Origin of the sequence: Paracoccus sediminicola, assembly GCF_027912835.1 — a bacterium.
Taxonomy (GTDB): Bacteria; Pseudomonadota; Alphaproteobacteria; order Rhodobacterales; family Rhodobacteraceae; genus Paracoccus; species Paracoccus sediminicola.
This window is the reverse complement of sequence record NZ_CP115770.1, coordinates 33,233-57,159: the sequence shown is the minus strand read 5'-3', so window position 1 is coordinate 57,159 and position 23,927 is coordinate 33,233. Positions and strand designations below refer to the sequence as shown.

20 protein-coding genes and 1 pseudogene are annotated in these 23,927 nt (G+C 58.7%); 16 read left to right on the top strand and 5 right to left on the bottom strand.

Annotated elements, in window-relative coordinates; all coding sequences use genetic code 11:
- The first annotated feature begins 10 nt into the window (after positions 1–10).
- The 5 genes from PAF18_RS16675 (at position 11) to mcrC (ending at position 5,704) form a co-directional block, all read left to right on the top strand.
- A complete protein-coding gene (locus tag PAF18_RS16675) occupies positions 11–1,087 on the top strand; it encodes a TrbL/VirB6 family protein (protein WP_056037075.1) in 1,077 nt (358 codons plus the stop codon).
- 206 nt (positions 1,088–1,293) lie between these two features.
- Positions 1,294–1,641 carry an MliC family protein gene (locus PAF18_RS16670; RefSeq protein ID WP_271118307.1) on the top strand — a complete coding sequence of 116 codons (348 nt, stop codon included), beginning with the start codon at positions 1,294–1,296 and terminating at the stop codon, positions 1,639–1,641.
- Between the two features lie 324 nt (positions 1,642–1,965).
- A complete protein-coding gene (locus PAF18_RS16665) occupies positions 1,966–2,598 on the top strand; it encodes a tyrosine-type recombinase/integrase (RefSeq protein ID WP_119747105.1) in 633 nt (210 codons plus the stop codon).
- Positions 2,599–2,822: 224 nt separating this feature from the next.
- The gene (locus PAF18_RS16655; protein ID WP_350135618.1) at positions 2,823–4,625 is read left to right on the top strand and encodes an AAA family ATPase; all 1,803 of its coding nucleotides are present in this window, start codon (positions 2,823–2,825) and stop codon (positions 4,623–4,625) included.
- A complete protein-coding gene (mcrC, locus tag PAF18_RS16650; RefSeq protein WP_271109847.1) occupies positions 4,625–5,704 on the top strand; it encodes a 5-methylcytosine-specific restriction endonuclease system specificity protein McrC in 1,080 nt (359 codons plus the stop codon). The genes PAF18_RS16655 and mcrC overlap by 1 nt, the downstream gene beginning before the upstream one ends.
- A 194-nt stretch (positions 5,705–5,898) precedes the next feature.
- Here mcrC and PAF18_RS16645 read toward each other — a convergent pair whose 3' ends face one another.
- Complete coding sequence (locus tag PAF18_RS16645) at positions 5,899–6,249, bottom strand: ArsR/SmtB family transcription factor (RefSeq protein ID WP_014132722.1); 351 nt, start codon at positions 6,247–6,249, stop codon at positions 5,899–5,901.
- A 63-nt stretch (positions 6,250–6,312) separates the two neighbouring features.
- On the opposite strand from PAF18_RS16645, the gene PAF18_RS16640 reads away from it, so the two are divergent.
- Positions 6,313–7,164, top strand: a complete 852-nt coding sequence (locus PAF18_RS16640; protein WP_038068544.1) for a cation diffusion facilitator family transporter — start codon at positions 6,313–6,315, stop codon at positions 7,162–7,164.
- Positions 7,165–7,365: 201 nt separating this feature from the next.
- Here the strand turns inward: PAF18_RS16640 and PAF18_RS16635 are convergent, their stop codons facing one another.
- From PAF18_RS16635 to PAF18_RS16620, 4 genes are read right to left on the bottom strand one after another with little or no spacing between them, the layout of a single operon-like run.
- Positions 7,366–7,824, bottom strand: coding sequence for a DUF305 domain-containing protein (locus PAF18_RS16635; protein ID WP_271118306.1), 459 nt, complete (start codon positions 7,822–7,824; stop codon positions 7,366–7,368).
- A gap of 52 nt (positions 7,825–7,876) precedes the next feature.
- Entirely contained in the window at positions 7,877–8,668 is a 792-nt protein-coding gene (locus tag PAF18_RS16630; RefSeq protein WP_209059940.1) for a glutaredoxin, read from the bottom strand.
- 24 nt (positions 8,669–8,692) lie between these two features.
- Positions 8,693–8,818, bottom strand: a complete 126-nt coding sequence (locus PAF18_RS16625; protein ID WP_271118305.1) for a hypothetical protein — start codon at positions 8,816–8,818, stop codon at positions 8,693–8,695.
- Positions 8,819–8,821: 3 nt separating this feature from the next.
- On the bottom strand, positions 8,822–9,355 hold the full coding sequence (locus PAF18_RS16620) for a DUF305 domain-containing protein (RefSeq protein WP_247740555.1): 534 nt from the start codon (positions 9,353–9,355) through the stop codon (positions 8,822–8,824).
- 106 nt (positions 9,356–9,461) lie between these two features.
- Between PAF18_RS16620 and PAF18_RS16615 the strand changes: the two genes are divergently transcribed.
- From PAF18_RS16615 to PAF18_RS16570, 10 genes and pseudogenes are all read left to right on the top strand, one after another.
- Complete coding sequence (locus tag PAF18_RS16615; protein ID WP_209059942.1) at positions 9,462–9,734, top strand: metal-sensitive transcriptional regulator; 273 nt, start codon at positions 9,462–9,464, stop codon at positions 9,732–9,734.
- Between the two features lie 304 nt (positions 9,735–10,038).
- Positions 10,039–11,478 (top strand): annotated as a pseudogene (locus tag PAF18_RS16610) (IS1182 family transposase).
- A gap of 624 nt (positions 11,479–12,102) precedes the next feature.
- Positions 12,103–12,615, top strand: a complete 513-nt coding sequence (locus tag PAF18_RS16605; protein WP_271118304.1) for a TetR/AcrR family transcriptional regulator — start codon at positions 12,103–12,105, stop codon at positions 12,613–12,615.
- Positions 12,616–12,834: 219 nt separating this feature from the next.
- Positions 12,835–13,395, top strand: a complete 561-nt coding sequence (locus PAF18_RS16600; protein WP_271118303.1) for a type 1 glutamine amidotransferase domain-containing protein — start codon at positions 12,835–12,837, stop codon at positions 13,393–13,395.
- Positions 13,396–13,503: 108 nt separating this feature from the next.
- A complete protein-coding gene (locus PAF18_RS16595; protein WP_271118302.1) occupies positions 13,504–14,325 on the top strand; it encodes an alpha/beta fold hydrolase in 822 nt (273 codons plus the stop codon).
- Between the two features lie 4 nt (positions 14,326–14,329).
- A complete protein-coding gene (locus tag PAF18_RS16590) occupies positions 14,330–14,836 on the top strand; it encodes a 2Fe-2S iron-sulfur cluster-binding protein (protein ID WP_271118301.1) in 507 nt (168 codons plus the stop codon).
- A complete protein-coding gene (locus PAF18_RS16585; protein ID WP_271118300.1) occupies positions 14,833–15,801 on the top strand; it encodes an FAD binding domain-containing protein in 969 nt (322 codons plus the stop codon). The genes PAF18_RS16590 and PAF18_RS16585 overlap by 4 nt, the downstream gene beginning before the upstream one ends.
- Positions 15,798–17,981, top strand: coding sequence for a xanthine dehydrogenase family protein molybdopterin-binding subunit (locus tag PAF18_RS16580; RefSeq protein WP_271118299.1), 2,184 nt, complete (start codon positions 15,798–15,800; stop codon positions 17,979–17,981). The genes PAF18_RS16585 and PAF18_RS16580 overlap by 4 nt, the downstream gene beginning before the upstream one ends.
- A gap of 622 nt (positions 17,982–18,603) precedes the next feature.
- Complete coding sequence (eruA, locus tag PAF18_RS16575; RefSeq protein ID WP_271118298.1) at positions 18,604–22,608, top strand: NACHT domain-containing antiphage protein EruA; 4,005 nt, start codon at positions 18,604–18,606, stop codon at positions 22,606–22,608.
- A gap of 104 nt (positions 22,609–22,712) precedes the next feature.
- Complete coding sequence (locus PAF18_RS16570; RefSeq protein ID WP_271118297.1) at positions 22,713–23,834, top strand: ATP-binding protein; 1,122 nt, start codon at positions 22,713–22,715, stop codon at positions 23,832–23,834.
- Positions 23,835–23,927 lie beyond the last annotated feature (93 nt).

Here is a 23,927-nt window from a genome sequence, read left to right as displayed (position 1 = left end):
CAGCCCCGCGATGAGTGTCGTCACCTACTTCGTTGAAACCTCCCAAGCCTATCTCGACACCGCCGCTGAGACCCAGTTTGGTGCGGTTGCGGCAACGGTCGGCACGCTCCTGGTTTTGGGGACAACGCTGGTGGTGATCCTCGTCGGCATCAACATGATCTATCAATATCGGGCCATGGATGGGCACACAGCCTTCTGGCTCGCGGTCAAGATCGGGCTCATCGGGATTTTCGCGACCAATTGGATGCAGTTCAACGCCTTCTCGTCTGCCATTCTCTATGGGATCGACAGTATCGCGGGCGCGCTTGTAGCTTCCGTCGGCGGCGGCAGCCCGGGCCCTTCAGGCACCTTCGCGGAGGAATTCGACCGGCTGATCGCGGAGCTGGGCGACTATCTGAACGCTGCCGGGTCCGAGCTGAACTGGATGGCTGGCGCCATGCTCGACATCGTCGGCGTCCTCCTGCTTTCAATCCTCGGCGGACTGGCCGCCTTCATCCTCGTGGCCTCCCGACTGATGATCGCGCTTCTGATCGGGATCGCCCCGGTGATGATATTCCTGACCCTCTTCGAGGTGACCAAGGATTATTTCGCGCGCTGGCTGTCCGCGCTGATCTCCTTTGCGCTATACCCCATCGTCGTCGCAGGCGTGTTCGCAACGATCACAGGCGTTTCCTCCGCGCTCATCGGTGAACTAGGCGATCCCGAAGGGGCCTCAAACATCGGCGCGCTCATCCCCTTCTTCATGATGGTGCTCATGGCCAAGGGCTTCATTATCGCCACGCCCTTCATCGTCCGCGCGATCTCCGGCAACATCATGATGCCCGCCCTCTCCGGTGGCCTCGGCGGCGGCTACAGCTTTGCCCGCGCCGCCATGGGAAGCCAGCAGGCCTACAATCGCTACCTCATCGGCGGGGCCAGTGGCGCAGAATACGCAGCCCTCAGGGCGCGGCAGTTCTTTGGCGTGCAGCAAATGCCAGTGCGGCAAGGCATGGGACAGACGGGTTCCGGAGGCGGCACAGGATCCGCAGACTCGGGATCAAAAATGCTGGCGCAGCTGGCGAGACTGGGACGGCTTGGGCGACGGTGACGGCCCAAAGCGGCCTTCCATCCAGCACGCCGATGCCGCGCCGCAGCTTCACCAGACCGGCCATTCGTCCATGATGCAGCATTTTCCGAGGACGAAGGTCCGCTGAGCGGGACTTTTCTGCCGTTCGTAGGAGCCATACAGTCGGAGTAGGATCGTGGACAACGGCTGTTACTAGGGCCGTCTCTGACAAACAGGAAGGATATTTTATGCGCTTTGTGTCAATTATTGCGATAACTGTCGCATTAGCTTCGGCCGCGTCGGCGGACGTCTCGTTTTCGCTCGGCTTTGATACCGAAGACATGGCGATACGCACGATAGAATACGAATGCGACGAAGGGCAACCGTTCGTCGTGCACTATTTCACTTCAGAATCCGACGTGCTGGCACTGGTGCCAGTGGATGAAGATCATCGTGTATTCGTCAACGTGGTCTCCGCCTCAGGCGCCCGTTACGTGTCTGGGCGGTACGAATGGTGGACAAAGGGTGAGAATGTCACGCTGACCGATACGATCAAGGAAGAGTCCCTGCTGCAATGCACACCAAACAATGAGTGAAACTAGGAGACAAAGAGGCGCGGCGGGCATCAATAACTGGCTTGGTCCCGGCGTACTCATCAACGCCAGGACGGTCATTACGTACAATGTCCGGGTTTCAATTAGCATCAGTTGGCGCCCTTCCGTTCCCCCTCACTCTTACGCTCAACGAAACTTTTCACAATTTGAACCGCCCCGGCTTGCCCGGAGGGGCGTTTCGTTCAGCGCGGAAAGCTGAAATTGGGCTCGGAGCAGACCTTCGCGGTGGGCTGGCTTGATGTGGTATACTGTGTCACCAACATGTGGTTGGTGTCGAGGCTGGGCGAGGAGGTTGGAGGACAGAACATGCCTACTGCCAACTTACCTGCCATCCGCGCTTGCCGCCCTGCCTGGAACAAGGGGCGCCTGATAGGTCAGAAACGCCCACTTTTGCCGAAACATGTCTGGGCCATCCGCGTTCGCCTAGAGATCGCCGGGAACCATCGCGACCTTGCCCTCTTCAACTTGGCCGTCGACAGCAAGCTCCGTGGCTGCGACTTGGTGAAACTAAAGGTCGTCGACGTCTACGCTTCCGGCCAGGTCAAGGAACGTGCATCGATCATTCAAAGCAAGACCCAACGGCCGGTCAGGTTTGAGATCACGGAAGGAACGCGGAAATCGCTGTCGCGCTGGATGGAAGAGCCGTTGATGGTCGGCTCGGAATTTCTCTGGCCGGGCCGTTTCCATGAGCGCCTGCACATCTCGACACGGCAGTACGCTCGTCTCGTTCGGGATTGGGTGTCATCCATCGGCCTGGACCCCACATCCTACGGAACTCACTCCATGCGCCGGACGAAAGTCGCGGAGATCTATCGGAAGACGGGGAACCTGCGCGCCGTTCAGCTTCTTCTGGGACACACCAAGATGGACAGCACGGTCCGGTATCTGGGCGTGGACCTAGAAGACGCGCTTGCCATCTCCGAAAGTGTTGAAATCTAATGGACCGGGCCGCCGTCACTGGCGGCCCACAGCCGACATTCGCCAGGACGGTCATCGCTGCAACGCAGTTCCCCGAACCGGCCTTTCGTGACATCGCGCAGAAAAATTGGATACGCGAAGGTCAGCAGTAGGTAATCGAGGAAACCCGAAGTCCCGACCCAATTGCAAAGATCTCAGCCATCGGGTGTACTGGTCGGAATTTCCTGAAAAACCCGGGGACAGGTGTGAAACTTTTCGAGCAGAAAATTGAAGGCGTTCCGCAGTTCGTCAGCTACTTCGCGCCGGTCCTTGAGGTCTTGCGCGATCTTGGGGGGCGGGCGCGCCCGAAACAGGTCTTCCAAGAAATCGCGCAGCGACATGAAGTACCGGACGACTTCCTGAACCAGACCAACAAAAACGGGCAGCCGAAGTTCAACAATCGGGTTGCCTGGGCACGGTTCTACCTTGTTAAGGCCGGCTACCTCTATTCCCCGAAGCGCGGCATTTGGGCCCTGACCGATGCGGGTGGTTCCATCGAAATGACGGATGACCTCGCCGTCGAGATCTTCAGACAAGAGCATGCAGCACTCAAGGCTGATGAAGACGAAGACCAGGCACCGGAGGGCGATATCGTCCCGGAAGGCATCAACTACTGGTTCGTCGGTGCAGCATGGGACGAAGGCGACCAGACCCCACGCTTCCTTGGTGAAGGCATCTGGCAGAATGGCTATGACGACAAGTTCTCACATCTCGTGAAACAGATGAAGCAGGGCGACCGGATCGCGATCAAGGCGACTTACACGCGCAAGAACGATGTGCCGTTCGAGAACCGAGGGCGACCGGTCAGCGCCATGCGCATCAAGGCGATTGGCACGATTACTGGCAATCCGGGGGACGGGAAGACTGTCGATGTCGCCTGGGAAGAAGTCGACCCGCCACGCGAGTGGTTCTTTTATACCTACCGCACGACTGTCGCCAGGGCGCGCTTTGAGGACGACGACATGGCGAGGCAACTGGTGGCATTCGCCTTCGACGGAGAAAACCAGGACCTGGCACGGTTCCTGGCGCATCCCTACTGGGCCGAAAAGTACGCCGAGGACCTCGAACCCCTCACCCTGATCGAGGAGGAGGAGCAGGCGGACGGCGAGACAGATGCGCCTCCGATCGAGCCCTATGGCATCGACGACATCATTGCCGAGGGCGGGTTCTTGTCGCGTGGCGCGCTCGCGAAACTGATTGCACGCTTGGAGGATAAGAAGAACCTGATCCTTCAGGGTGCGCCAGGCACCGGCAAAACTTGGCTCGCGAAGCGCCTGGCAAAGGCGCTGATCGGGCGACGCACGCCGAAGCCCGAGCAACTGCGCTCGGTCCAGTTCCATCCGTCGCTCTCTTACGAGGATTTCGTGCGAGGCTATCGGCCCAGCTCAGCGGGTCTTGTGATCACCGACGGTGTGTTCCTGCAGGTGGTGGAGGCCGCCCGCGCCCAGCCCGACATCGCGCATTTACTCATCATCGAGGAGATCAATCGCGGCAACCCGGCTCAGGTCTTCGGCGAGATGCTGACACTACTCGAGAACACCAAGCGCAGCCGCGCTGACGCGATCGAGCTCGCCTACCGAAAACAGCCAGGCGAGCGCGTGCATGTCCCGGACAATCTCTACATCATCGGTACGATGAACGTGGCCGACCGCTCGCTGGCACTCGTAGATCTGGCGCTTCGGCGGCGCTTCGCCTTCATCTCGCTCGAGCCCATGCTGAACGATTCCTGGGCCGCATGGTGCGCGGATCGCGGGCTCGACAGCGACATGGTGGATCTGATCCGGGCGCGCATGACGGCGCTGAACGACGAGATATCCGGCGACAGGACTCTAGGTCAGCAGTTCCGCGTCGGCCACTCCTACATCACGCCAACCGAGCCGCTGGCCGATCCGAAGGGCTGGTTCAACGACGTGATAGAAACGGAGATCGGACCGCTGCTCGACGAATACTGGTTTGATGCGCCCGAGAGGGCTGCCGAAGCAAAGGCGCGGCTGCGCGACGGGCTCTGATGGCCTCCGAGATTCCGCTTCGCAACATCTGGATCTTGTTTCTCTATGCCGCGGATCTCGTTCAACTCCAGGGTCGATTCGAGCGCGATGTCGAGCAGGCCCAGGACTTGCCGGATCTCATCGGCCGCCTGATGGCCCACGTGGTCGAAGATCGACTTCACCGCAACCTGAGCCGTGGCTACCAGGCGCGGACAGCAGTTCTGCCGCGTGTACGCGGTCGCATCGACATGCTGGCGACAGAGGCGGGCCAGCTCATGGAGCGCGGTCAGATCGCCTGCCGGTTCGAAGAGCATGTCATGGACACGCCGCGAAACAGGCTGGTTCGCGCTGCGCTTGAACGTCTCTCTGCCCGAGTCTCCGCCCGGGAGACCGGACATCGTTGTCGCAGCCTCGCGGCGGATTTCGCGCGCGCGGGCGTCTCGGCGCGCAGGCCCTCTCGCGCCGAACTGGCGACCGACCAGATAGGCAGGAACGAGAATGCGGACAGAATGATGGTGGCACTTGCCCGGATGGTCTTCGATGGGACGATACCGACCGAAACCAAAGGGGCCTCGCTACAGCCCGGTGATGAGACGACCGAGCACCTGATCCGCCGTCTCTTCGAACGCGCCATCGGCAATGCGCTCCGTATAGCCCTGAAGCCAGAGGGGTGGTCCATTGCCCAGGGGCGACGCCTCGCTTGGCCTGTGTCCGGCACAACCCCAGGCCTGTCCGCGATCCTTCCTGGCATGCAGACCGACATCGAACTGACCCATCCCGAAACCGAACGTCACGTGGTCATCGACACCAAGTTCACCCGAATTCTGACCAGATCGAACCACAGGGACGAAATCTTGCGAAGCGGGTATCTATACCAGATGTATGCATATTTGCGTACACAGGAACACATGGAGCAGCCTCCCAGTCTGACCTCGGAAGGAATTCTGCTCCATCCGCAAGTTGGCGGCAGCGTTGACGAAACCCTGGTTATTCAAGGACACCCTATTTCGTTTAGAACGATAGACCTGACCGCGCCCACAACAGAGTTTGCTTCGCAACTGCACAAGACTGCTACTGCGCAAGCGCGGATCGGAATTTGACGGCCCAATCCTGCCCTTCGCGATTTCGGGATGCCGCAATGTTACTTTCACCGAACCGGCCGTTCGACCGCTGGTGCAGCATTTTCGTGAGGCGGGCGGCAGCAATGCGGGACAAAGCGCCATTTTGCTGCGGCTGCGCAAATGGCTGCTTTAGGCCTGGCGCACCAATAGAACATTGCAGCAGGACACGTCGGTTAATCCGTATAGCTTCGGCAGGCATCGACCCCTACGGCTGTCGAGGCAAGTAGTTGATCTGCGTCGCGGATGAGATCAGCGATCCGCCTGTCCGCAAGGCGATACCGGACGAACCGACCTTCGTTCCTGCGACTGACCAGACCGCAATCCAAAAGGCAGCGCAGATGGTTCGAGACATTGGGCTGACCAAGCCCTGTTTGGGTAACGATTTCCTGCACGCTGCGTTCGTCCGACAGTAGCGCATCGAGGATCGCAAGACGGCTGGGGTCGCCGAGACCCCGGAAGAGCTTTGCCCGCGGCTCAAGGGTGTCAGCTGCCGAAAGATCGTCTTGAATGTTTTGCAATGTCATATCATTATCCACTGATACGTTAGCGGCGACTTCTTTCGCACGCTACCTTCAAGAGGATCGCATATGAGCCGAGCAGATAACACCACATTGCCTACAACGTCTTTGCCGATCCGGATGCGGGTGCATGGCATGGACTGCGCCAAGGATGCCGCCGAGATCGAACGGGCCGCTCGGTCTGCGGGCGTGGCTGAAGGCGATGTGAAGGTGTCTGCCGCAACCCATGTCATGACATTGCGGATCGCCGAAGACGACTTGCCGAAAGTGCGTCCAGCACTGGACGCAACCGGCTATGGCTTTGAGCTGATCAAGAGCGGGGATACATCGTCCGATCCGGCTTACAAAGACCCGAGCTATCGCCGCGCGCTCTGGATCGTGGTCCTGCTCAATCTCGGCTACGGGGTGATCGAGATGTTCGGCGGGTTCCTGTCCGGATCGCAAGCTTTGAAAGCAGATGCCCTGGATTTTTTGGGCGACGGCGCAATCACCTTTCTGGGCCTGCTCGCTATCGGTTGGAGTCTGACATGGCGGGCGCGGTCGGCGATGATCCAGGGCGTGTTCTTGGGATTTCTGGGGCTTGGCGTTGTCGGCAGCACAATCTGGCGTGTCCTGAATCAGACGACACCAGAGGCCGGGTTAATGGGAGCCTTCGCCGTGGGCGCGCTGATCGTAAACATTCTTGCGGTGCTGCCGCTGCTAAAACACCGCAAGGGCGACGCCAACATGCGGGCCGTATGGCTGTTCTCCCGGAACGACGCCATCGGCAACCTCGCCGTGGTGATCGCTGCCGGACTGGTCGCCTGGCTCGGCAGTGCCTGGCCTGACCTTATCGTTGCTTTCGCCATCGCAGGGCTGTTCCTGCATTCGTCATGGATGATCATCCGGGATGCGCGGAGTGATCTGTCAGAAACCGAGTGATCTGGCGGAAAAGCTGACGTGCGAACCGGAAACCGACATTCGCCACTGCGCAGCGAGTCCGGAACTTTGGCCTTGTTCCGGACCTTCTCCACAGCGCAGTATGGGCCCAAACCCGTACCTTTTTGTCACCAGCATCGGTGGTTTTTGGGAGGTGCCTTAAAGAAGTAGCCGCAAAATCCGGAACGTGCGGCCAGCGTCATACTATTCGGCATTCTCGGCCAGCCAAGCTGTCATTCGGTCAATTTCACCGACCTGCGCGGCGATTATTTCTCCGGCAAGTTCGATCATATGCGGGTCGTCACCATGTTCAAGCAGCACCTGCGCCATGTCGATTGCGCCCTGATGGTGGGCAATCATTGCGCAGGCGAATGCCACGTCGGCATCTTCACGCATCATACCTTCCTCCATCGCGGGCATGGTAATTGCCATTCTGCGCATATTCTCCTGCACGTGCTCTGGCATGGCATCATGATCGTCACTCTCCGACCGCGCGTTGTAAGCGGGATCGTCGTGACCCATCGCCGAATGATCCATTTCCTCCATAGCAGAAACTTCGGTGCACTGTTCGGGGGGCTCGAACCCGGCATCCTGTGCCCAAGCTGGTGCGGAAAATGCCAACGCCGCAATGGTAGTTGCGAGGGCGGTCTTGATGATGTTCATTTTCGAGTTCTCCTGTTTATGTCGATTTCCGAGAGGAACGGTGGAGGACGTTTCAGGCTGCGAACCACATCCCCAACATCCAGAGGCCCATGCCCATCATCATCAGGTTTTCCGTCAGGCTTACGAAACCCAGAGGCACGTTCGAGTTGCCGCCCAGACAGGCACATTTCAACTCTCGTTTGTCGATGTATACGGCTTTGAACACGCTGATCGCGCCCACCGTTGCAATGAAGAGCGCCGCAGGAGCAGCAAGCGGGGTCAACAACATACCCGTCATCAGAATACCCGCCCCCGTCTCAACCCACGGATAGACATAGGCGTATGGCACCCACTTTCGCGCCAACAGATCGTAGTTGAGGAACATCGTCGTGAAGCTTTCGATGTCGCGGAGCTTCTGCATCCCCAAAAGGATCATCGAGACCGAGATGAACCAGCCGAGCGTTTGCCATGTGATCGTGCCGAGGAAGCCAATGGACAGCGCGAGCGCCGTCGCGGCGGCCACGGCGAAGAGGTAGATCACCGGTTTGTAGGTCGTGGCCTTCGGATCGTAGTCGGTGAGCTGCTGGCGTAGGGCATCATAGCCACCGACGCGCTCGCCGTCGATCCAGACCTGCGGTGTGGTGGGAACGTCGTATTCTTCCTTGAACGCATCGACTTCTGACCGTTCGCGGAATAGCCGGTCATCGACCTTGAACCCATTGCGGTCCAGAAGCCAGCGTGCCTTTTGCCCTGCCGGGCACAGATGGTTCGGCAGAGCCATGCGGTAGAGAACAGCTGTTTTCCCGATCGCGGCGGTGGCGGGATCGGTTGTTACGTCGGCAAAGTCGCGGGTGTCCTTTGGCATTTCATAATCTCCTTGCGATCAGCGTCAGCGAGAGTTGCGGACAAAATAAACGATACCGGTGATCAGAAAGGCGATGAACAGCAGGGCGATCAGTCCCATGCCGCCCATCATTATCCAGCCTGTACCTTCGTGCATTTCACCATTCATCATTGCTCAGTTCCCTTCTTCGATGCGGGGAGTGCCGGGGGCAGCGTCCTCGTTGGCCTCGATATCCGCGATGTATCGCTTCATTTCCGCGATCTCGCCGCGCTGCGCCTCGATGATCGCATCGGCCAGCTCGCGGACGCGCGGGTCGGAAATGTTGGCCCGTTCGCTGGTCAGGATCGCGATCGAGTGGTGCGGGATCATCGCCTTCATCCAGGCGACATCGCCAACGGTGTCCTGAGACCGGACAAGATAAACCCCGGCGACGAAGGCGATGGCTGCGCCCGCGAAAATCGCGATGTTGGCTTTCCGGTTGGAATACATGCCCAGCATGAAAGCGAGCATGATGATCGCCATCATCCCGCCCATGTAGAGCGCCATCCACATCCGGGTCTGCGAGAAGAAGACGTGATCGAGGGCGTAGGTGTTGAGATACATCAGGCCAAACATCACAACCGTCGAGGTGCCGATCATAGCGAAGAACCGGCCATAGCCGCTGCCTTTGCCGCTTTTGCTATGGTGATGCGTGCCGTGTGAATCCATTGTAGTGTCCTCCTGGTATGCCATTTCCTGCCTTGTTTATATACCCATATGGGGTATATAACAAGATAGTCCGCGGCAGGTTCCAAAAGGCAGGGAGACGCGACACGTGAAGGCAAACAAGGACAAGACACTGGATCGGCTTTCCCGTCTGGAAGGCCAAGTGCGGGGCGTGGCTGGCATGGTCGAGGCTGACCGCTACTGCATGGATATTCTTGCGCAGACAGCCGCAATCCGGTCTGCGCTCCTTGGTGTCGAAAAGCTCATCCTGGAGAACCATGCAGAGCATTGCGTCGAGACCGCCATCCAGAGTGGCGATCCAGAAGAGCAGCGTGCAAAGTTCGGTGAGCTCATCGGGCTTCTGCAAAAGGCGTCGCGGTAAGCTTTTCAAATCTACATAGCACTCGGTCCGCTAAAATACATTTTTCGCACAAACGCCAATCGCCTTGATCGCCGTTACAATAAGCTCGTTGCTCAAACTCAAAACGGTCTTGAAGTTTGATGCCAGTGCGGCGAGAGCAGCCATTCGCTACATAGCAGAAATTGAGCAAAACGGGCTCAGAGCCGACATGCGGCGGCGCGGCAGCTCCATCACGAGGGAGCCACCACTGTATCGACGTCTTCGGCCGAGGGTGTGTGGAAACTCTGTCGCGTGGTAAACTTCCGCGAGGTTGCAGGAGACGGGTATGGCAGGTTTTATCGAGGGTATTCAGCGCGATCAGACAGCACTGTTTCCAGAGCGAATTGAGGACTGGATCGGTGAGGATCACCTTGTCCGCGTTGTCGATTTGTTTGTCGAGGAACTCGATCTTCCGACCCTTGGGTTTGTCCGCGCGGCGCCAGCGCGGACCGGTCGCCCCGGCTATCATCCTGGGGTTTTGCTGAAGCTTTTCATCTATGGCTATCTGAACCGGATCCCGTCGAGCCGCCGGCTGGAGCGGGAAGCAGGACGCAATGTCGAGGTGATGTGGCTGACCGGCAAACTGGTGCCCGACCACAAGACCATCGCCGATTTCCGGCGTGATAACGGGCCGGCAATTCGCAAGACCTGTGCGCAGTTCGTGGATCTCTGCCGGCGGATCGGGGTTCTGAAGGGCGATTGCATCGCCATCGACGGCAGCAAATTCAAGGCGGTCAACAACCGTGATCGCAACTTTACCAAGGGAAAGATCGCCAGCCGCCTCGCCCATCTGGAAGCCGATGTCGAACACTATATCGACGAGATGGTGCGCATCGACCGGCAGGAAGAGGGCGAGGTGCGGACCGAAAGGGTCAGCCATCTGGCCCACCGCTATGGCCGCATCCGGCAGGAAATCGCCCGGCTGAAGGCGATGGACAAGGCCCTCGCCGATGCGCCGGATGGCCAGATATCGCTGACCGATCCCGACGCCCGGGCCATGGCGACCAGTGCCCGGCTCAGCGGGCTGGTTGGCTACAACGCCCAGAGCGCGGTGGATACCGACACCCATATCATCGTTGCCCACGAGGTCACCAATCAGGGTTACGATCGCGACCAGTTGCACCCGATGTCAATGGCTGCCAAAGGCGCCCTCGGACGGGATGATCTGCACGTCATTGCGGACAAGGGCTATTTCAGCGGTGCGCAGATCCTCGCCTGCGACAGAGATGGGATCACTGTGACCGTGCCCCGGCCGGAAACCTCGGGGAACCGCATCAAGGGCATGTATGTGAAGGCCGACTTCGCCTATGAGCCTGCCCGCGATGTCTATGTCTGCCCGGCAGGCGAAGATCTGGTCTATCGCTACACGCGCGAGGAAGGCGGCCTGCAGGTCCGGCGTTACTGGATCAACGAATGTCAGCACTGCCCGCTGCAAACCCGATGCACCAGCGCTAAGGAACGCCGGATCACCCGATGGGAACATGAGCGTCTGGTCGACGCCATGCGCGAGCGCCTGCGCAGCGATCCTGATCCGATGACACTGCGGCGTTCAACGGTCTAACATCCATTCGGCACCATCAAGGCCTGGATGGGGACGACCCATTTCCTGACGCGGAGGCTGAAAAATGTCAGAACCGAGATGGCGCTGAACGTGCTGGCCTATAACATCAAGCGGGTCATCGCTCAGATCGGTATCCGGCGGCTGATCGAAGCTATCCCCACCTGATAGCCATCCGCTTGCCCGCATCCCCAGCAAGGCTCATGACCGTCGCGGCGCATTAACTTCCGGCCGCGAAGTCCAATCGGACAGAGTTTCCATACACCCTCGGCCCAGAGCCGCCGTTGGGACTGGGTGATCACGCCGCGGCGCAGCTTCACCGAAACGGTCGTTCGCGCGTCGTGCAACATTTTCAGACGGACAAGGTCTGCTGTGCGGGACGGAGCGGACTTCTTTGGCGATCAAATCGAAAGCGATGTTTTTCAAGTACCGCAAACGCATGTGGTCCTCCGCTTTGGTCAGCGTCGTTTTCTCAAGCTCCTCAATCAACACACCAATCGTCTCCAGTATCTGCCCAGGCTTTGTGAAGCGGCCGATGTTCTGATGCTCATCGCTCGGAGGCGAAGCTCGACCCGGTGATGGAGGTTTTCTGCGCGCTCGGACCGATTTCGAAAGGTCTCAGATATATGTCGATATGGAATCCGCGCTGGGTTATCCTGACAGAACGAGGTCAACAGCCCTGGCAGGGTAGATGAAATGAGTGCGCGGGAGCCAGGCGAAGCAACGGCGGGATCGGTCGCGCGGCCAGGTCGACCGAAGGGCTTCGATACCGCAACAGCGCTGGTTGCCGCGATGGAAGTTTTTTGGAAAAAGGGCTTCGAAGGCACATCGGTCGGCGACCTGCTTGACGCAACAGGTCTCAGCCGGTCCAGTTTCTACGACGAGTTCGGATCGAAGCATGACCTGCTCTTGTCCGCAATCCGGCATTACTGCGACATCAACAGGGACAGGTTGGCCGGGATTGCCGGGGAGGCCGTGACAGCGCGGGAGGCCATTCATGCCATGCTTGTGTCGATTGCAAATGTCGGCGGCACAAACGGTTGTCTTCTCGTCAATTGCATCACCGAACTGGCCCCCCATGACGAACACGTGCGCGCCATCGCTCAGGAACAGGGCGACCGGATTGAAAATCTGCTGGCAACGCTCATCATTCGGCATCAGGGCGGCGGAGCGGATTCCGAAGCCGACGCCAGAGCGCGTGCGCTGATCTCGCTCGCCTACGGCGCGACGCTGATGCGCAAGACGGGAATGGGCGAGGCGGAGATCAGCAAACTGCTGACGACCGGCGAGGCGATACTCGACTAAATTCTTCCGCCAGGGGAACTTTCGGGAGCATCGGACCGTTGGGGCAATGCGGAACGATCGTTCCAGTATTGTGGTGAGGGTGCCCTTAGGTTCCGGCTGATTGCCGGAATCGCGTTGGTCCCCGGCCTCCCGCTCCTTTGCGACAGTGCCCGGAAAGGGTCCGATAGGCGCGGGATCGATGCTGACACGATGCATCTGAACTGAACGGAGGAAACCGTCATGACCGACATGAAAGACGCAAAGATCGCAATTCTGTCCACCAACGGTTTCGAGCAGTCCGAACTGTTCGAACCGAAGCGCCAGCTGGAAGAGGCGGGCGCAACCGTCATCGTGATCTCGCCCGAGAGCGGCTCCATCAAGGGATGGGACAAGGACGACTGGGGCGAAAGCATCGATGTCGATCTTTCCCTCGATGATGCCCGGGTCGAGGATTTCGACGCCCTCGTTCTGCCCGGCGGGCAGATCAATCCCGACATACTGCGGACAAACGAGAAGGCCGTCAGGTTCGTGCACGACTTCTTCAATTCGGGCAAGACGCTGGCAGCGGTCTGCCACGCGCCCTGGCTGCTGGTCGAGGCGGGTGTGGTCGAGGGGCGCAACGTAACCTCTTATCATTCGATCCAGACAGACGTGAAGAACGCGGGCGGCAAGTGGGAAGACAGCGAGGTTGTCGTCGACCAGGCGCTCATCACCTCACGCAACCCCGGCGATCTCGACGCCTTCTGCGCCAAGATCATCGAGGAAGTGAAAGAGGGCCGCCATCAGCGCAGCGCCGTCTGACGCCCGGCGCGGCATTCCGGCCGGACCCCGGATCGGAGTGTCGCGCTTGTCAGGGCCGCGCGACCTGACATCGCGCGCGACAAAGCTCTCAAACAGGGAAAACAACCGATGCCCCACACCACCGCGAATGACGGAACGAAATTCCATATCCATGTCGAAGGCGACGGCCCCGACGTCGTTCTGATCCACGGCTGGCCGCTGGGCCACGAAATGTGGAAATGGCAGATCACCGCGCTGACCGAGGCGGGCTTTCGGGTGATCGCCCATTGCCGCCGGGGCTTCGGCCATTCTGAGCATGCAGGCGGCGGCTACGACTACGACACCATGACCGACGACCTGGCGGCGGTGATGAAGGAAACGGACGCGCGCGACGCTGCCCTTGTCGGGTTCTCGATGGGCGGCGGCGAAGTGGCCAGATACATGTCGCGCCACGGTGGCCGCAATGTCTCGAAAGCCGCGCTGGTCTCTGCCGTGACGCCCTTCATGCTCAAGACCGACGATAATCCCGATGGCGTTCCCGCGGAAACTTTCGAGGAGATGAAGCAGGGGTTGCGCGACGACCGCTCGGCTTTCCTCAAGGATTTCGCCAAGGATTTCTACGGCCAGGGCAGCTCGGGCGGCGGCGTGTCGGACGAGGTGCTGCAATGGACCCACGATCTGGCGATGCAGGCCAGCGAGAAGGCGACCATCGACTGTGTCGACGCGTTCGGCAGGACCGATTTCCGGCCTGACGTGGCGGCGTTCAGTGTGCCCACCCTCGTGATCCACGGCACCGCGGACCAGACCGTGCCGATCGACACGGCGGGACGCGCGGCGGCAGAGCAGATCGACGGAGCCGAGCTAAAGGAATACGACGGCGCGCCGCACGGCTTCTTCGCCACCCACACCGACCAGCTGAATGCTGACCTGATCGCGTTTCTGCGTGGGTGAGAAAATGAAAACCGACCTGACGATCAACGGCGAAGCTCGCACGCTCGACGCCGATCCGCGCACGACCCTGCTCGATGCGTTGCGGACGCATCTTCGGCTGACCGGTACCAAGAAAGGCTGCGATCATGGACAATGCGGGGCCTGCACCGTGCTGGTGAACGGCCGGCGGATCAATTCGTGCCTGACGCTTGCCTGCATGCATGACGGCGACGAGATCACGACGATCGAAGGGCTTGGCGAGCCGGGTGACCTTTCGCCCCTGCAGCGCGCCTTTGTTACGCATGACGGCTATCAGTGCGGCTATTGCACGCCCGGGCAGATCTGCTCGGCCACCGCGATGCTGGAAGAGGCGAAAGCGGGCTGGCCAAGCCATGTTACCGACGACGTGACCTCTGCGCCGGAACTGACCGACGCCGAGATTTCGGAACGGATGAGCGGCAATCTCTGCCGCTGCTCCGCCTATCCCAACATCGTCGACGCCATCCGCGAGGTCTGGAAGGACAAGCAATGAAACCGTTCGATTACAAGCGCGCCGCCTCGGCGGAAGATGCCATCGGTGCGGCGGCCAGTGGAGCCACGATCATCGCGGGCGGCACCAACCTGCTGGACCTGATGAAGCTGGAGGTGATGGCCCCCGAGACGCTGGTGGACATCAACCGGCTTGATCTCGGGCAGATCACTGTCTCGGGCGACGGATTGCGCATCGGCGCACTCGTGACGAACAGCGACCTGGCCGCAGATAAGACGGTGCGGCGGGACTACCCCGTGCTGGCCAAGGCGCTGCTGGCCGGGGCGAGCGGACAGCTTCGCAACAAGGCGACAACGGGCGGCAATCTGCTGCAGCGCACCCGCTGTTATTACTTCTACGACACCGCGATGCCCTGCAACAAACGCGACCCCGGCAGCGGCTGTGCGGCGATGGAGGGCTTCAACCGCATCCACGCGATCCTGGGCGCGAGCGAACATTGCATCGCCACCCATCCCAGCGACATGGCGGTGGCCATGCTGGCGCTGAAGGCGGTGGTCGAAGTCGAAGGGGAGGACGGCGCGCGCAGCATCCAGCTGGACGATTTCTACCGGCTGCCCGGAGACACCCCGCAGCATGAGACCGTGCTGAAACCCGATGAGCTTATCACCGCCGTGACCCTGCCCGCGCCCGTCGCATCGACGCAGATCTACCGCAAGGTGCGCGACCGGGCGTCCTATGCCTTCGCGCTGGTCTCGGTCGCCGCCGTGATCGGGATGGAGGACGGCAAGATCGCCCATGCGGCACTTGCCTTCGGCGGTCTCGCCCCGCGCCCGTGGCGCAACGATGCACTGGACCGCGCGCTGGTCGGCGCCGAGCCTTCCGCCGCCCTGTTGGAAGAGGCCGCCGACATCCTGCTGGAAGACGCCACTGGTCATGGCGGCAACGATTTCAAGATACCGCTCGCGCGCCGCACGCTGATTGCCGTGCTGGAGGAGGCCACCAAATGACCACGCATCTGAAGATGGACGAACCCGACAACCGCAATCGCCTCGATGACATGGCGCAAGGTGTGATCGGCCAGCCGCTCGACCGCCCCGATGGTCCGCTCAAGGTTTCGGGGCGCGCCACCTACGCCAACGAATACGCCGTCGACAACCTCGCCCATGGCGTGCTCGTTCGCGCAACGGCTGCAAAGGGCCGCGTCTCGCGCGTGGATGCGGAGGCTGTCGAGGCGATGGACGGCGTGCTCGCTGTCATCACCGACGAACGTATGCTGCGCAATCCCGCGCAGGGCACCGCCAACGAGGCCCCGGTGCAAAACCCGTCCGAGGTGGCTTACTTCGGCCAGCCCATCGCCTTGGTCGTGGCCGATACGTTCGAGCAGGCCCGGCACGGCGCGCAGTCCCTGGTGATCGAGATCGAGGGCGAGACGGCGGCGGTCGATCCCGAAGCGGACGGTACCGAAGTCGAAAGCCCCGACGGCACCAGCCAAGGCGATCTGGAGAAAGCGATGGAGGACGCCGCGTACAGCGTCGATGTCACCTACCGCACCCCCGGCCATAACAGCGCCGCTATGGAGCCGCATGCCTCTATCGCAGAATGGGAGGGCGATAGCCTGACCTTGCGCGGCAGCTATCAGATGCTGAAGTACAACCGTAACGAACTGGCCGACAGCCTCGGGATCGACCCGGAAAACATCCGCATCCTGTCTCCCTATGTCGGCGGCGGCTTCGGCTCGAAGCTCGGCATCGCGCCCGAGGCGGTGGCGGCGGCGATCGCGGCCAGGCAGTTGAAGCGTCCCGTCTCGGTCGCGCTGACCCGCCCTCAGGTGTTCGAGGCCGTCATGCGCCGGTCGGAATCGCGCCAGCGTATCCGTCTGGCGGCGGACGCGGACGGTCGGCTGACGGGGATCGGCCAAGAATCGCTGGTCTCCAACCTGCCGGGCGAGAGCTTTTCAGAGCCGGTGGGACAGGCGACACATTTCCTCTATCGCGGTGAGAACCGCGAGATCGGCGAGAAACTCGCCCGCGTCAACCGCACCTGTGCCGGTTCCGTCCGCGCACCGGGCGAGGCCATCGGCATTGTCGTCCTCGAGAACGCGATGGACGAGCTGGCCCATAAGGCGGGGATCGACCCGGTGGAGCTGCGCAAGCGGAATATTCCCGAAGATCATCCCGAGAACGGCAAGCCGTTCTCGTCTCGCCGCTTCGCCGATTGTCTGGATCGTGGAGCGGAGAAGTTCGGGTGGGCCGATCGCAAGGCCGGCGGTATCCGCGAGGGGGAGTGGCTCATCGGCACGGGCATGGCGTCGGCGGTGCGGGTCAACATGCTGATGGATTCCAGAGCGCGGGTGACGCTGGACGCGGAGGGCAGGGCGACGGTCGAGACGGACATGACCGATTTGGGCACCGGGACATACGCAATCCTGACCCAGATCACCGCCGAGATGCTGGGCCTGCCGGTAGAACGGGTGACGGTGACGCTTGGCGATACCAGGTTGCCAGCCGCCTCCGGCTCCGGCGGGTCCTGGGGCGCGGCGTCGAGCGGTTCTTCTGTGTTTCTTGCCTGCGAAGACATTCGCGGGCAGATATGCAGCCGGCTTGGGTGCGAAGACGACCAGCTGACGCTGAAGGACGGTGCGGCGATCTTCGACAACACCACCACACCGCTGGAAGATATTCTCGACGGCGGAAGTTTGACCGCCGAGGGCCAAATCGAACCGGGCGAGGCGGGCGAGAAGAGCCGCCAAGCGACCTACGGCGCCTATTTCGCCGAGGTTGCGGTCAGCGCCGTAACCGGCGAGACGCGGGTTCGGCGGATGCACGGCACGTTCTCGGCGGGCCGGATCCTCAACGCCAAGACCGCGCGGTCGCAATGCCTCGGCGGCATGGTCTGGGGTATCGGCATGGCGCTGACCGAAGAATTGGCCTTCGACCCGCGCGATGGACATATCGTCAATCACGATCTCGCCGAATACCATATTGCGGTCAACGCGGATGTACCGCAGATCACGGTGGACCTGCTGGAGGAGCGTGACCCATGGGCCAATCCGCTTCAGGCCAAGGGGATTGGCGAGCTGGGCATCTGCGGTGCGGCGGCCTCGATCACCAATGCGATCCATGACGCCACCGGCGTGCGCGTGCGGGACTATCCGGCGACGCTCGACAAGGTGATCGCCGGGATGTGAAGACCGGATCGATATGTCCCGGAGCCGAAGAAATCGGCATCTCTCGAGAACTGCGGCGCAGGCGACATAACGAAGACAGTTCGATTATCGCAACTGCAAGGACATCACGCGGGAGCCCAATCCATACGGCGAACAGGCATCGGTGCGGTCAACTTGCACAGAGCTTAGCAACCATTCGGCCTGAACTCGCAAGCCCAAGGAAAAATGTGACCAAAACCTTCGACAAGCATAAATCCAATCACGAAATTTCCTTGCCAGGTTAGGGAGCGGCCATTCATGCTGCGCGCGGCAATCTGAAATTTGGGCTCAGAGCCGACATGCGGTGGCACGGCAGATTACGCACCCAAGTTAGCCAGCTCCGCGCGACGCACTCGGCCCAGAGCCGCCGTTGACTGTGCAGCTCCCATACTGCAACCGCAGCCCGCATTCCCGACGTTCGCTGCTCCTGCAGAAAACCCCACTTAGCGAAGCAGAACTCGCATGGAGTTTTTTGCTGTAAAGCACAGATAACTCGAATCTTTCTGCGTGGCGAACATTCCAGCCGTTGTAGACCAATGCGGGGCCTTCTACTATTAAACAACAGCGTCACGTTCAGTGCGGCAAGCGCTTGTGAGAGAAGATCATGACTGACACCATCATTGCGAGGCGACTGAGCGGCGTTGACGCCGATGGCAAAATATTTGAGCTGCCCCAAGCTGACCTTCTAGGCCGGAAGAAACCCATCGTCGTTTTGGGCGATGCTGGAATGGGAAAGACGACACTACTAGAAGAAATCGGACAAGAGGCTGGCTACAAATTTGTTCACGCAAGACGCCTGATCCGATCGACCAATCCCTTAAGTCTCTTGGGTGACGCGACTACCTTCGTCATTGACGCATTAGATGAATTAGCGGTTCAAGCTGAAGGAGATGCTGTCGATGCTGTCCTAGCTTCTCTAGAAGAATCAGGGTTTCCCAACTTCATTCTTTCATGCCGAGTGGCTGATTGGAGAAGCGCCACGAGCGTACAAGCTATGGGGGACGCCTATGGCAATGATCCACTGGAGCTATTTCTGGAACCAATCTCTAGAGACGATGCCCGTAGTCTGTTGTCGAAGGATATGGAAGGTGACCGCGCCGAGGCTGTTCTCGCCCACTTTGAGGAAAACGGTCTTGAAGGGCTGTTTGGCAACCCTCAAACGCTGAAGTTGATTAGAGCGGTCGCAAACAGTGAAGAACTGCCCACCTCGAAAGCGGCGCTGTTCCGACTTGCAGTGGCGAATTTGTGGGCCGAGCACAGTCAACAAAAGCCGAATGCCTCGCTATCCAGGTTAAGTGAAAACGAAGCTCTTGATGCTGCTGGGGCTGCATTTTCTTCTCTCATTCTAACTGGCAAGAGAGCAGTTTCCAGATCACCTGTTCCGGCGATGGACCAAGATGATCTTTCTTTGACGGAAGTGGGTATGCTGGCATCACGGCAAGCTCTTGATGCGGTCCTAGGCAGTCGGTTGCTCACAAGCAACGTTGAGGGCGACCCAGATAGGTTCAGCTACACGCACAGGAGCGTTGGCGAGTTCCTCGCGGCTCGTTGGCTTGCGCAAAAGGCGGAAACTGACAGAAAACGACGACGCCTGCTTAAGCTGTTTCATGGATATGGGCTTGTTCCCGCTAGTCTGAGAGGTGTGCACGCATGGCTTGCCCAAGACGCTCGCCTGGCCACGCATGTTATTGCTGCCGATCCAATGGGAGTGGTGGAGTATAGCGACACTGATGACTTTTCGGATTCTCAGTCGCGTGCTCTTTTGGAAGCCCTCTTCGACCTAGGTGACCGGGACCCCAGGTACTATGACTTTGACAAGACACACTCATTGAAAGGTATTGCGAAGACATCTCTTCACAAAGAAATCAGAGACTTAGTTGTATCTAGGTCAACGCCATTCTTTCTAAGAGCAATGCTCTTGCATTCGGTTTTTGGGTCCCCCGTTGCGCCTTTGCTCTCTAGAACCCTCAAAGACATGGTGCTTGATCCAAATGTGACGTTCCACGAACGACGAATAGCTGGTGATGCACTGTCCGATTTGTCACAAGATGAGATTGACTGGGCTCAGATGCTCGCAGATCTTCACAGTCTAGCGGATGAAAATTCGCTACGACTCGCGGTGGAGTTACTTCCTGGTATCAGCTTCGCAGGTCCAACGGACACCCAAATCGTTGAGTTAATCGTAGCGTTTAGCGGGCTCAGCCTGTGTGCACTTCCTCACAAACCGCGACATAGGATCGGTGGGGTGCTGTGGGGTTTAGAGAAACGGCTTCCGGATGAACGGATCGAACCCGTTCTCGACATTTTGGCCGACTACCTCAGTGCCCTGCTCGGCAAAAACTTCGATCGTTTCGAGAACTCAGATGCCATCAACGTGGTCTATGCGCTAACCGAAAGACGCTTGGCTTTGGGTAATGTCGACCCGATTAAACTATGGAAGTGGCTATCGTCTATTGGAGAATATCGTGGCTTTCGAGACGATTCTCAGAAAGCAATCTCAAACTGGCTGAAAAATAACATTTATGCGAGACGAAAAATTCAGCGTTTTGCATTGTTGGAAGAGGATGGCTCCAAGACGGTCTGGATGCGGGGTTGGAGGCTCAGAGACAGACTCAACGGGCTGTACCCAGATGAAGGCGATATCATTGCCCTTCTAGAGTGTCTTGACCCTTTGGCCGAGGCCGAAGGAGACCGCTGGAAGGACCTCGTAAGCTTATGCCCGCACGATGAGGAACGCGGAGAGAGCGTGCGCAAAGCAGCCATTCCTTTCGCGATCGATAGAGATGGCCAGGCTTTCCTCCAACAACTAGCCAACCCACAGGTTCCAGATTGGCAGATAGAACAGGAAGATCGAGACCGAAAACGAAACGAGAAACAGCAGAAATCTTGGGCGGAGCACCGAGCCAACTTTCTCCAACACATCGACGATCTTCGCGGCGGGCGATATGGCGAAGTCGTTAATCCTGCTAAGGCGTACTTGAACCTTTTCTCGGACATGGGCGACGACGTGCCCGCCCATGAACGGATTGAGCAATGGTTGGGCCAGGAACTTCAAGCTGCTGCGTTCGAAGGCTTCGAAGCTTTTCTTTCGAATGAAAGATCAACGCCATCCGCGCAAGAAATTGCTACTTCCTACGCCGAAAGCAAGCGCTGGGACGCCGCATATATTTTCGTCGCTGCAGCTGCTGAGAGGGTTCGCAACAATAGGCCTTTTGATGATCTGTCTGACGAGAGGCTACTCGCTGTTCTTCTTGAAATTCGATTCACCCATATTTTGGATCATGCCAAAATCGACAAAGTTTCTGAAGTTGTGGAGAGAGAAATCAAGAGCAGACCAGGGCTTTGGGAGAAGTTTTGGCGCTTGCGAGTGGAACCACAGTTGGAAGCCCAAAAGGGACACGTTGATGGGCTCTATGAGATTGCCCGTGGCACGACTGGCGATGACATGGCGACCAACCTGGCATGTGAATGGCTCGAACGGTTTCCGAACATGTCGCATCGAGCAGAAACAGAGCTTATCGACTGTGTCATAGCAGCTGGCGATTTCAGGTTTTTGAAACAATATGTCGGCAAACGTAGAGCGAGCAATATCGACGATAATGAACGGCGCTCTGACTGGGACGCGGTTGCATTATTTGTCGACTATGAAGCTGTTCAAGAAGAGATTTTAGGCGCGCGGCGTGATGACCGCGACTTCCTTTGGCACTTGCGATCTCGTTTCGGTCGACGCCGAGATGAAGGTCAGCCGGTACCACTTTCTGCCGCGCAGCTTTCTTGGATCATACGATGCTTTCGAAAGCTTTGGTCGAACGTGCCTCATCCCAGTGGCGGGACAACGGGCGACGCAAATCCTTGGGACGCTGCAGACTATCTGGGTACACTGATTAATCGCCTTGGGGGCTTAACTTCGGACGAAGCAGTTGAAGAACTGCGCGCGCTTTGTGACGCACCTGAGGATGGCTATACAAACTACCTGAAGAGGACCCTTGCAGAACAGGCGCAAAAGGTTGTCGAAGAAAATTATGTGCCTCCCAGACTTGCCGATCTCGAGTCAGTGCTCAACGATGGGCAACCGCAAACAATGGATCAACTTCAAGCAGTTGTTCTGGAAGAGTTACTTGAAGCACAACGCAAAGTTCGGTCCCACCCAGTTGATTGGTACAAAGACTTTTTTATGGACGACGTTCCCAAGGACGAAGAAGACTGCCGAGACACTCTCTTGAAGATGCTTGGGGACTATCCGTACGGAATTCTCTGTGAGCCAGAAGGCCATCTCGCCGATGACAAGCGCGCAGACATACGGTGCACAATTAAACGGCTGATGTTACCCATTGAAGTCAAGGGGCAATGGCACAAGGACCTCTGGCACGCCGCGGACACACAACTCGACAGGTTATACAGCAACGATTGGCGTGCTGAGCGCAAAGGTATTTACCTTGTGTTTTGGTTTGGCCCCGAAGTCCCGCAAAACAAGAAGCCAAAATCACCGACCGGTGGCGCGAAACCCCCAGCTTCTGCAGAAGAGCTTAGACTTGCTCTCATCGAAAACAGCGTCGTGGCCAAGAAAGGCGACGTTGAAGTCTTCGTAATGGACGTGACGAGGCCCTAGGCGTGGTGATTGCTCGAGCCTCTCAGAACACGCTACGGTCAAAACTGCTTCATAGCGGGGTCGTTCTTCTTCGAGCTCTTCCGAGGGCTGGACGAACCTCTCTGTTGTCAGCTCTGGCCGCCGAAATGGACGATGGTTCAGCAGTGATGTCGGGGGAGCAGCTTGTTTGCATGACGCATCAAGAAATCCACACTGCATTCAGCGGGAAAGTCCTGTGTGTCGACGCAATAGATGGGGCGCAAGTACCAAAAGTAGAATCGATTATCCGCTCATGCACCGAACACCAGCGTTCCGCGCCCAGGTTCATTCTAGTGGGCCGAAATGCAAAGACAGATCAAATGCTTAATAGTTTACTGATTGGGATAATGACAGACTTGGAGCTTACGCCGATCCAAGTCATAGAACATTTAAACGATAGCAAACCGCTGATGACTACTCAGGGTCCGTCGAGCACCACGGCCCCTCAAGCCCAATCCATCAATGCGCCCGTGTGGAGCAAAGAAGCCCTTTGGCTACGCGGTGGACTTCCCGAGAGTCTATATGCAGATAGCGACGAGCAAAGCTTCAACTGGAGATTGAATTACCTTGCTTCTCTGCTCAATCAAGATCTGGACTGTTGGGGCATCGATGCAAGTGATCGTCTCCCTGATGTCTTTCAGTATGTCGCCAACACCAACGGCGAGCAATTTGACGATGCGAATTGTGCAAAGAACCTTTCTGTGAAGAGAGAGAGTATCAGAAAATCACTAAACCTACTTGAAAGGACAGGCCTCATACGTCGCTTGCCGAACTGGCCAGCCGGAAGCAATCAGAGTCTCAACTCCATGCCGGTTTTCTACGTCAGAGACTGTGGTTTGCTGCACGCTGCTCTTGGCATTCGGTCAACGGAACAGCTTTCGAGGCACCACGCACTTGGACACAGTTGGGAGAGCTTCGCAGTCGAGGCGATCGTCAATGCTTCAAATGGTAATGCGACGCCTGCGTTCTATCGAGACAACGAGAAAAACGAGATCGACCTCGTCCTGAGGTGTTCGAGCGACGCGATCTACGCAATCGAGATTAAGGTGAATTCAGATGCGAAGGCGAAAAAAGGTTTTGCGATTGGATGCAATGCAGTTGGAGCAACACAAAGGTTGGTAGTCCACTCCGGCGAAACGGATATCACTTCAGATGAGGGTGTGCCTCGGCTCACGCTTGTTTCCGCGTTAAAGCAATTGCCACTGTAGCGACTCGCGCCAGGGTCCACTCAATCCAAAGTCTGCTTGTGTAGCGCAGAACCATCAGTGATGCACCCGCAGCGAACTTCCGCTTCCCGCCCT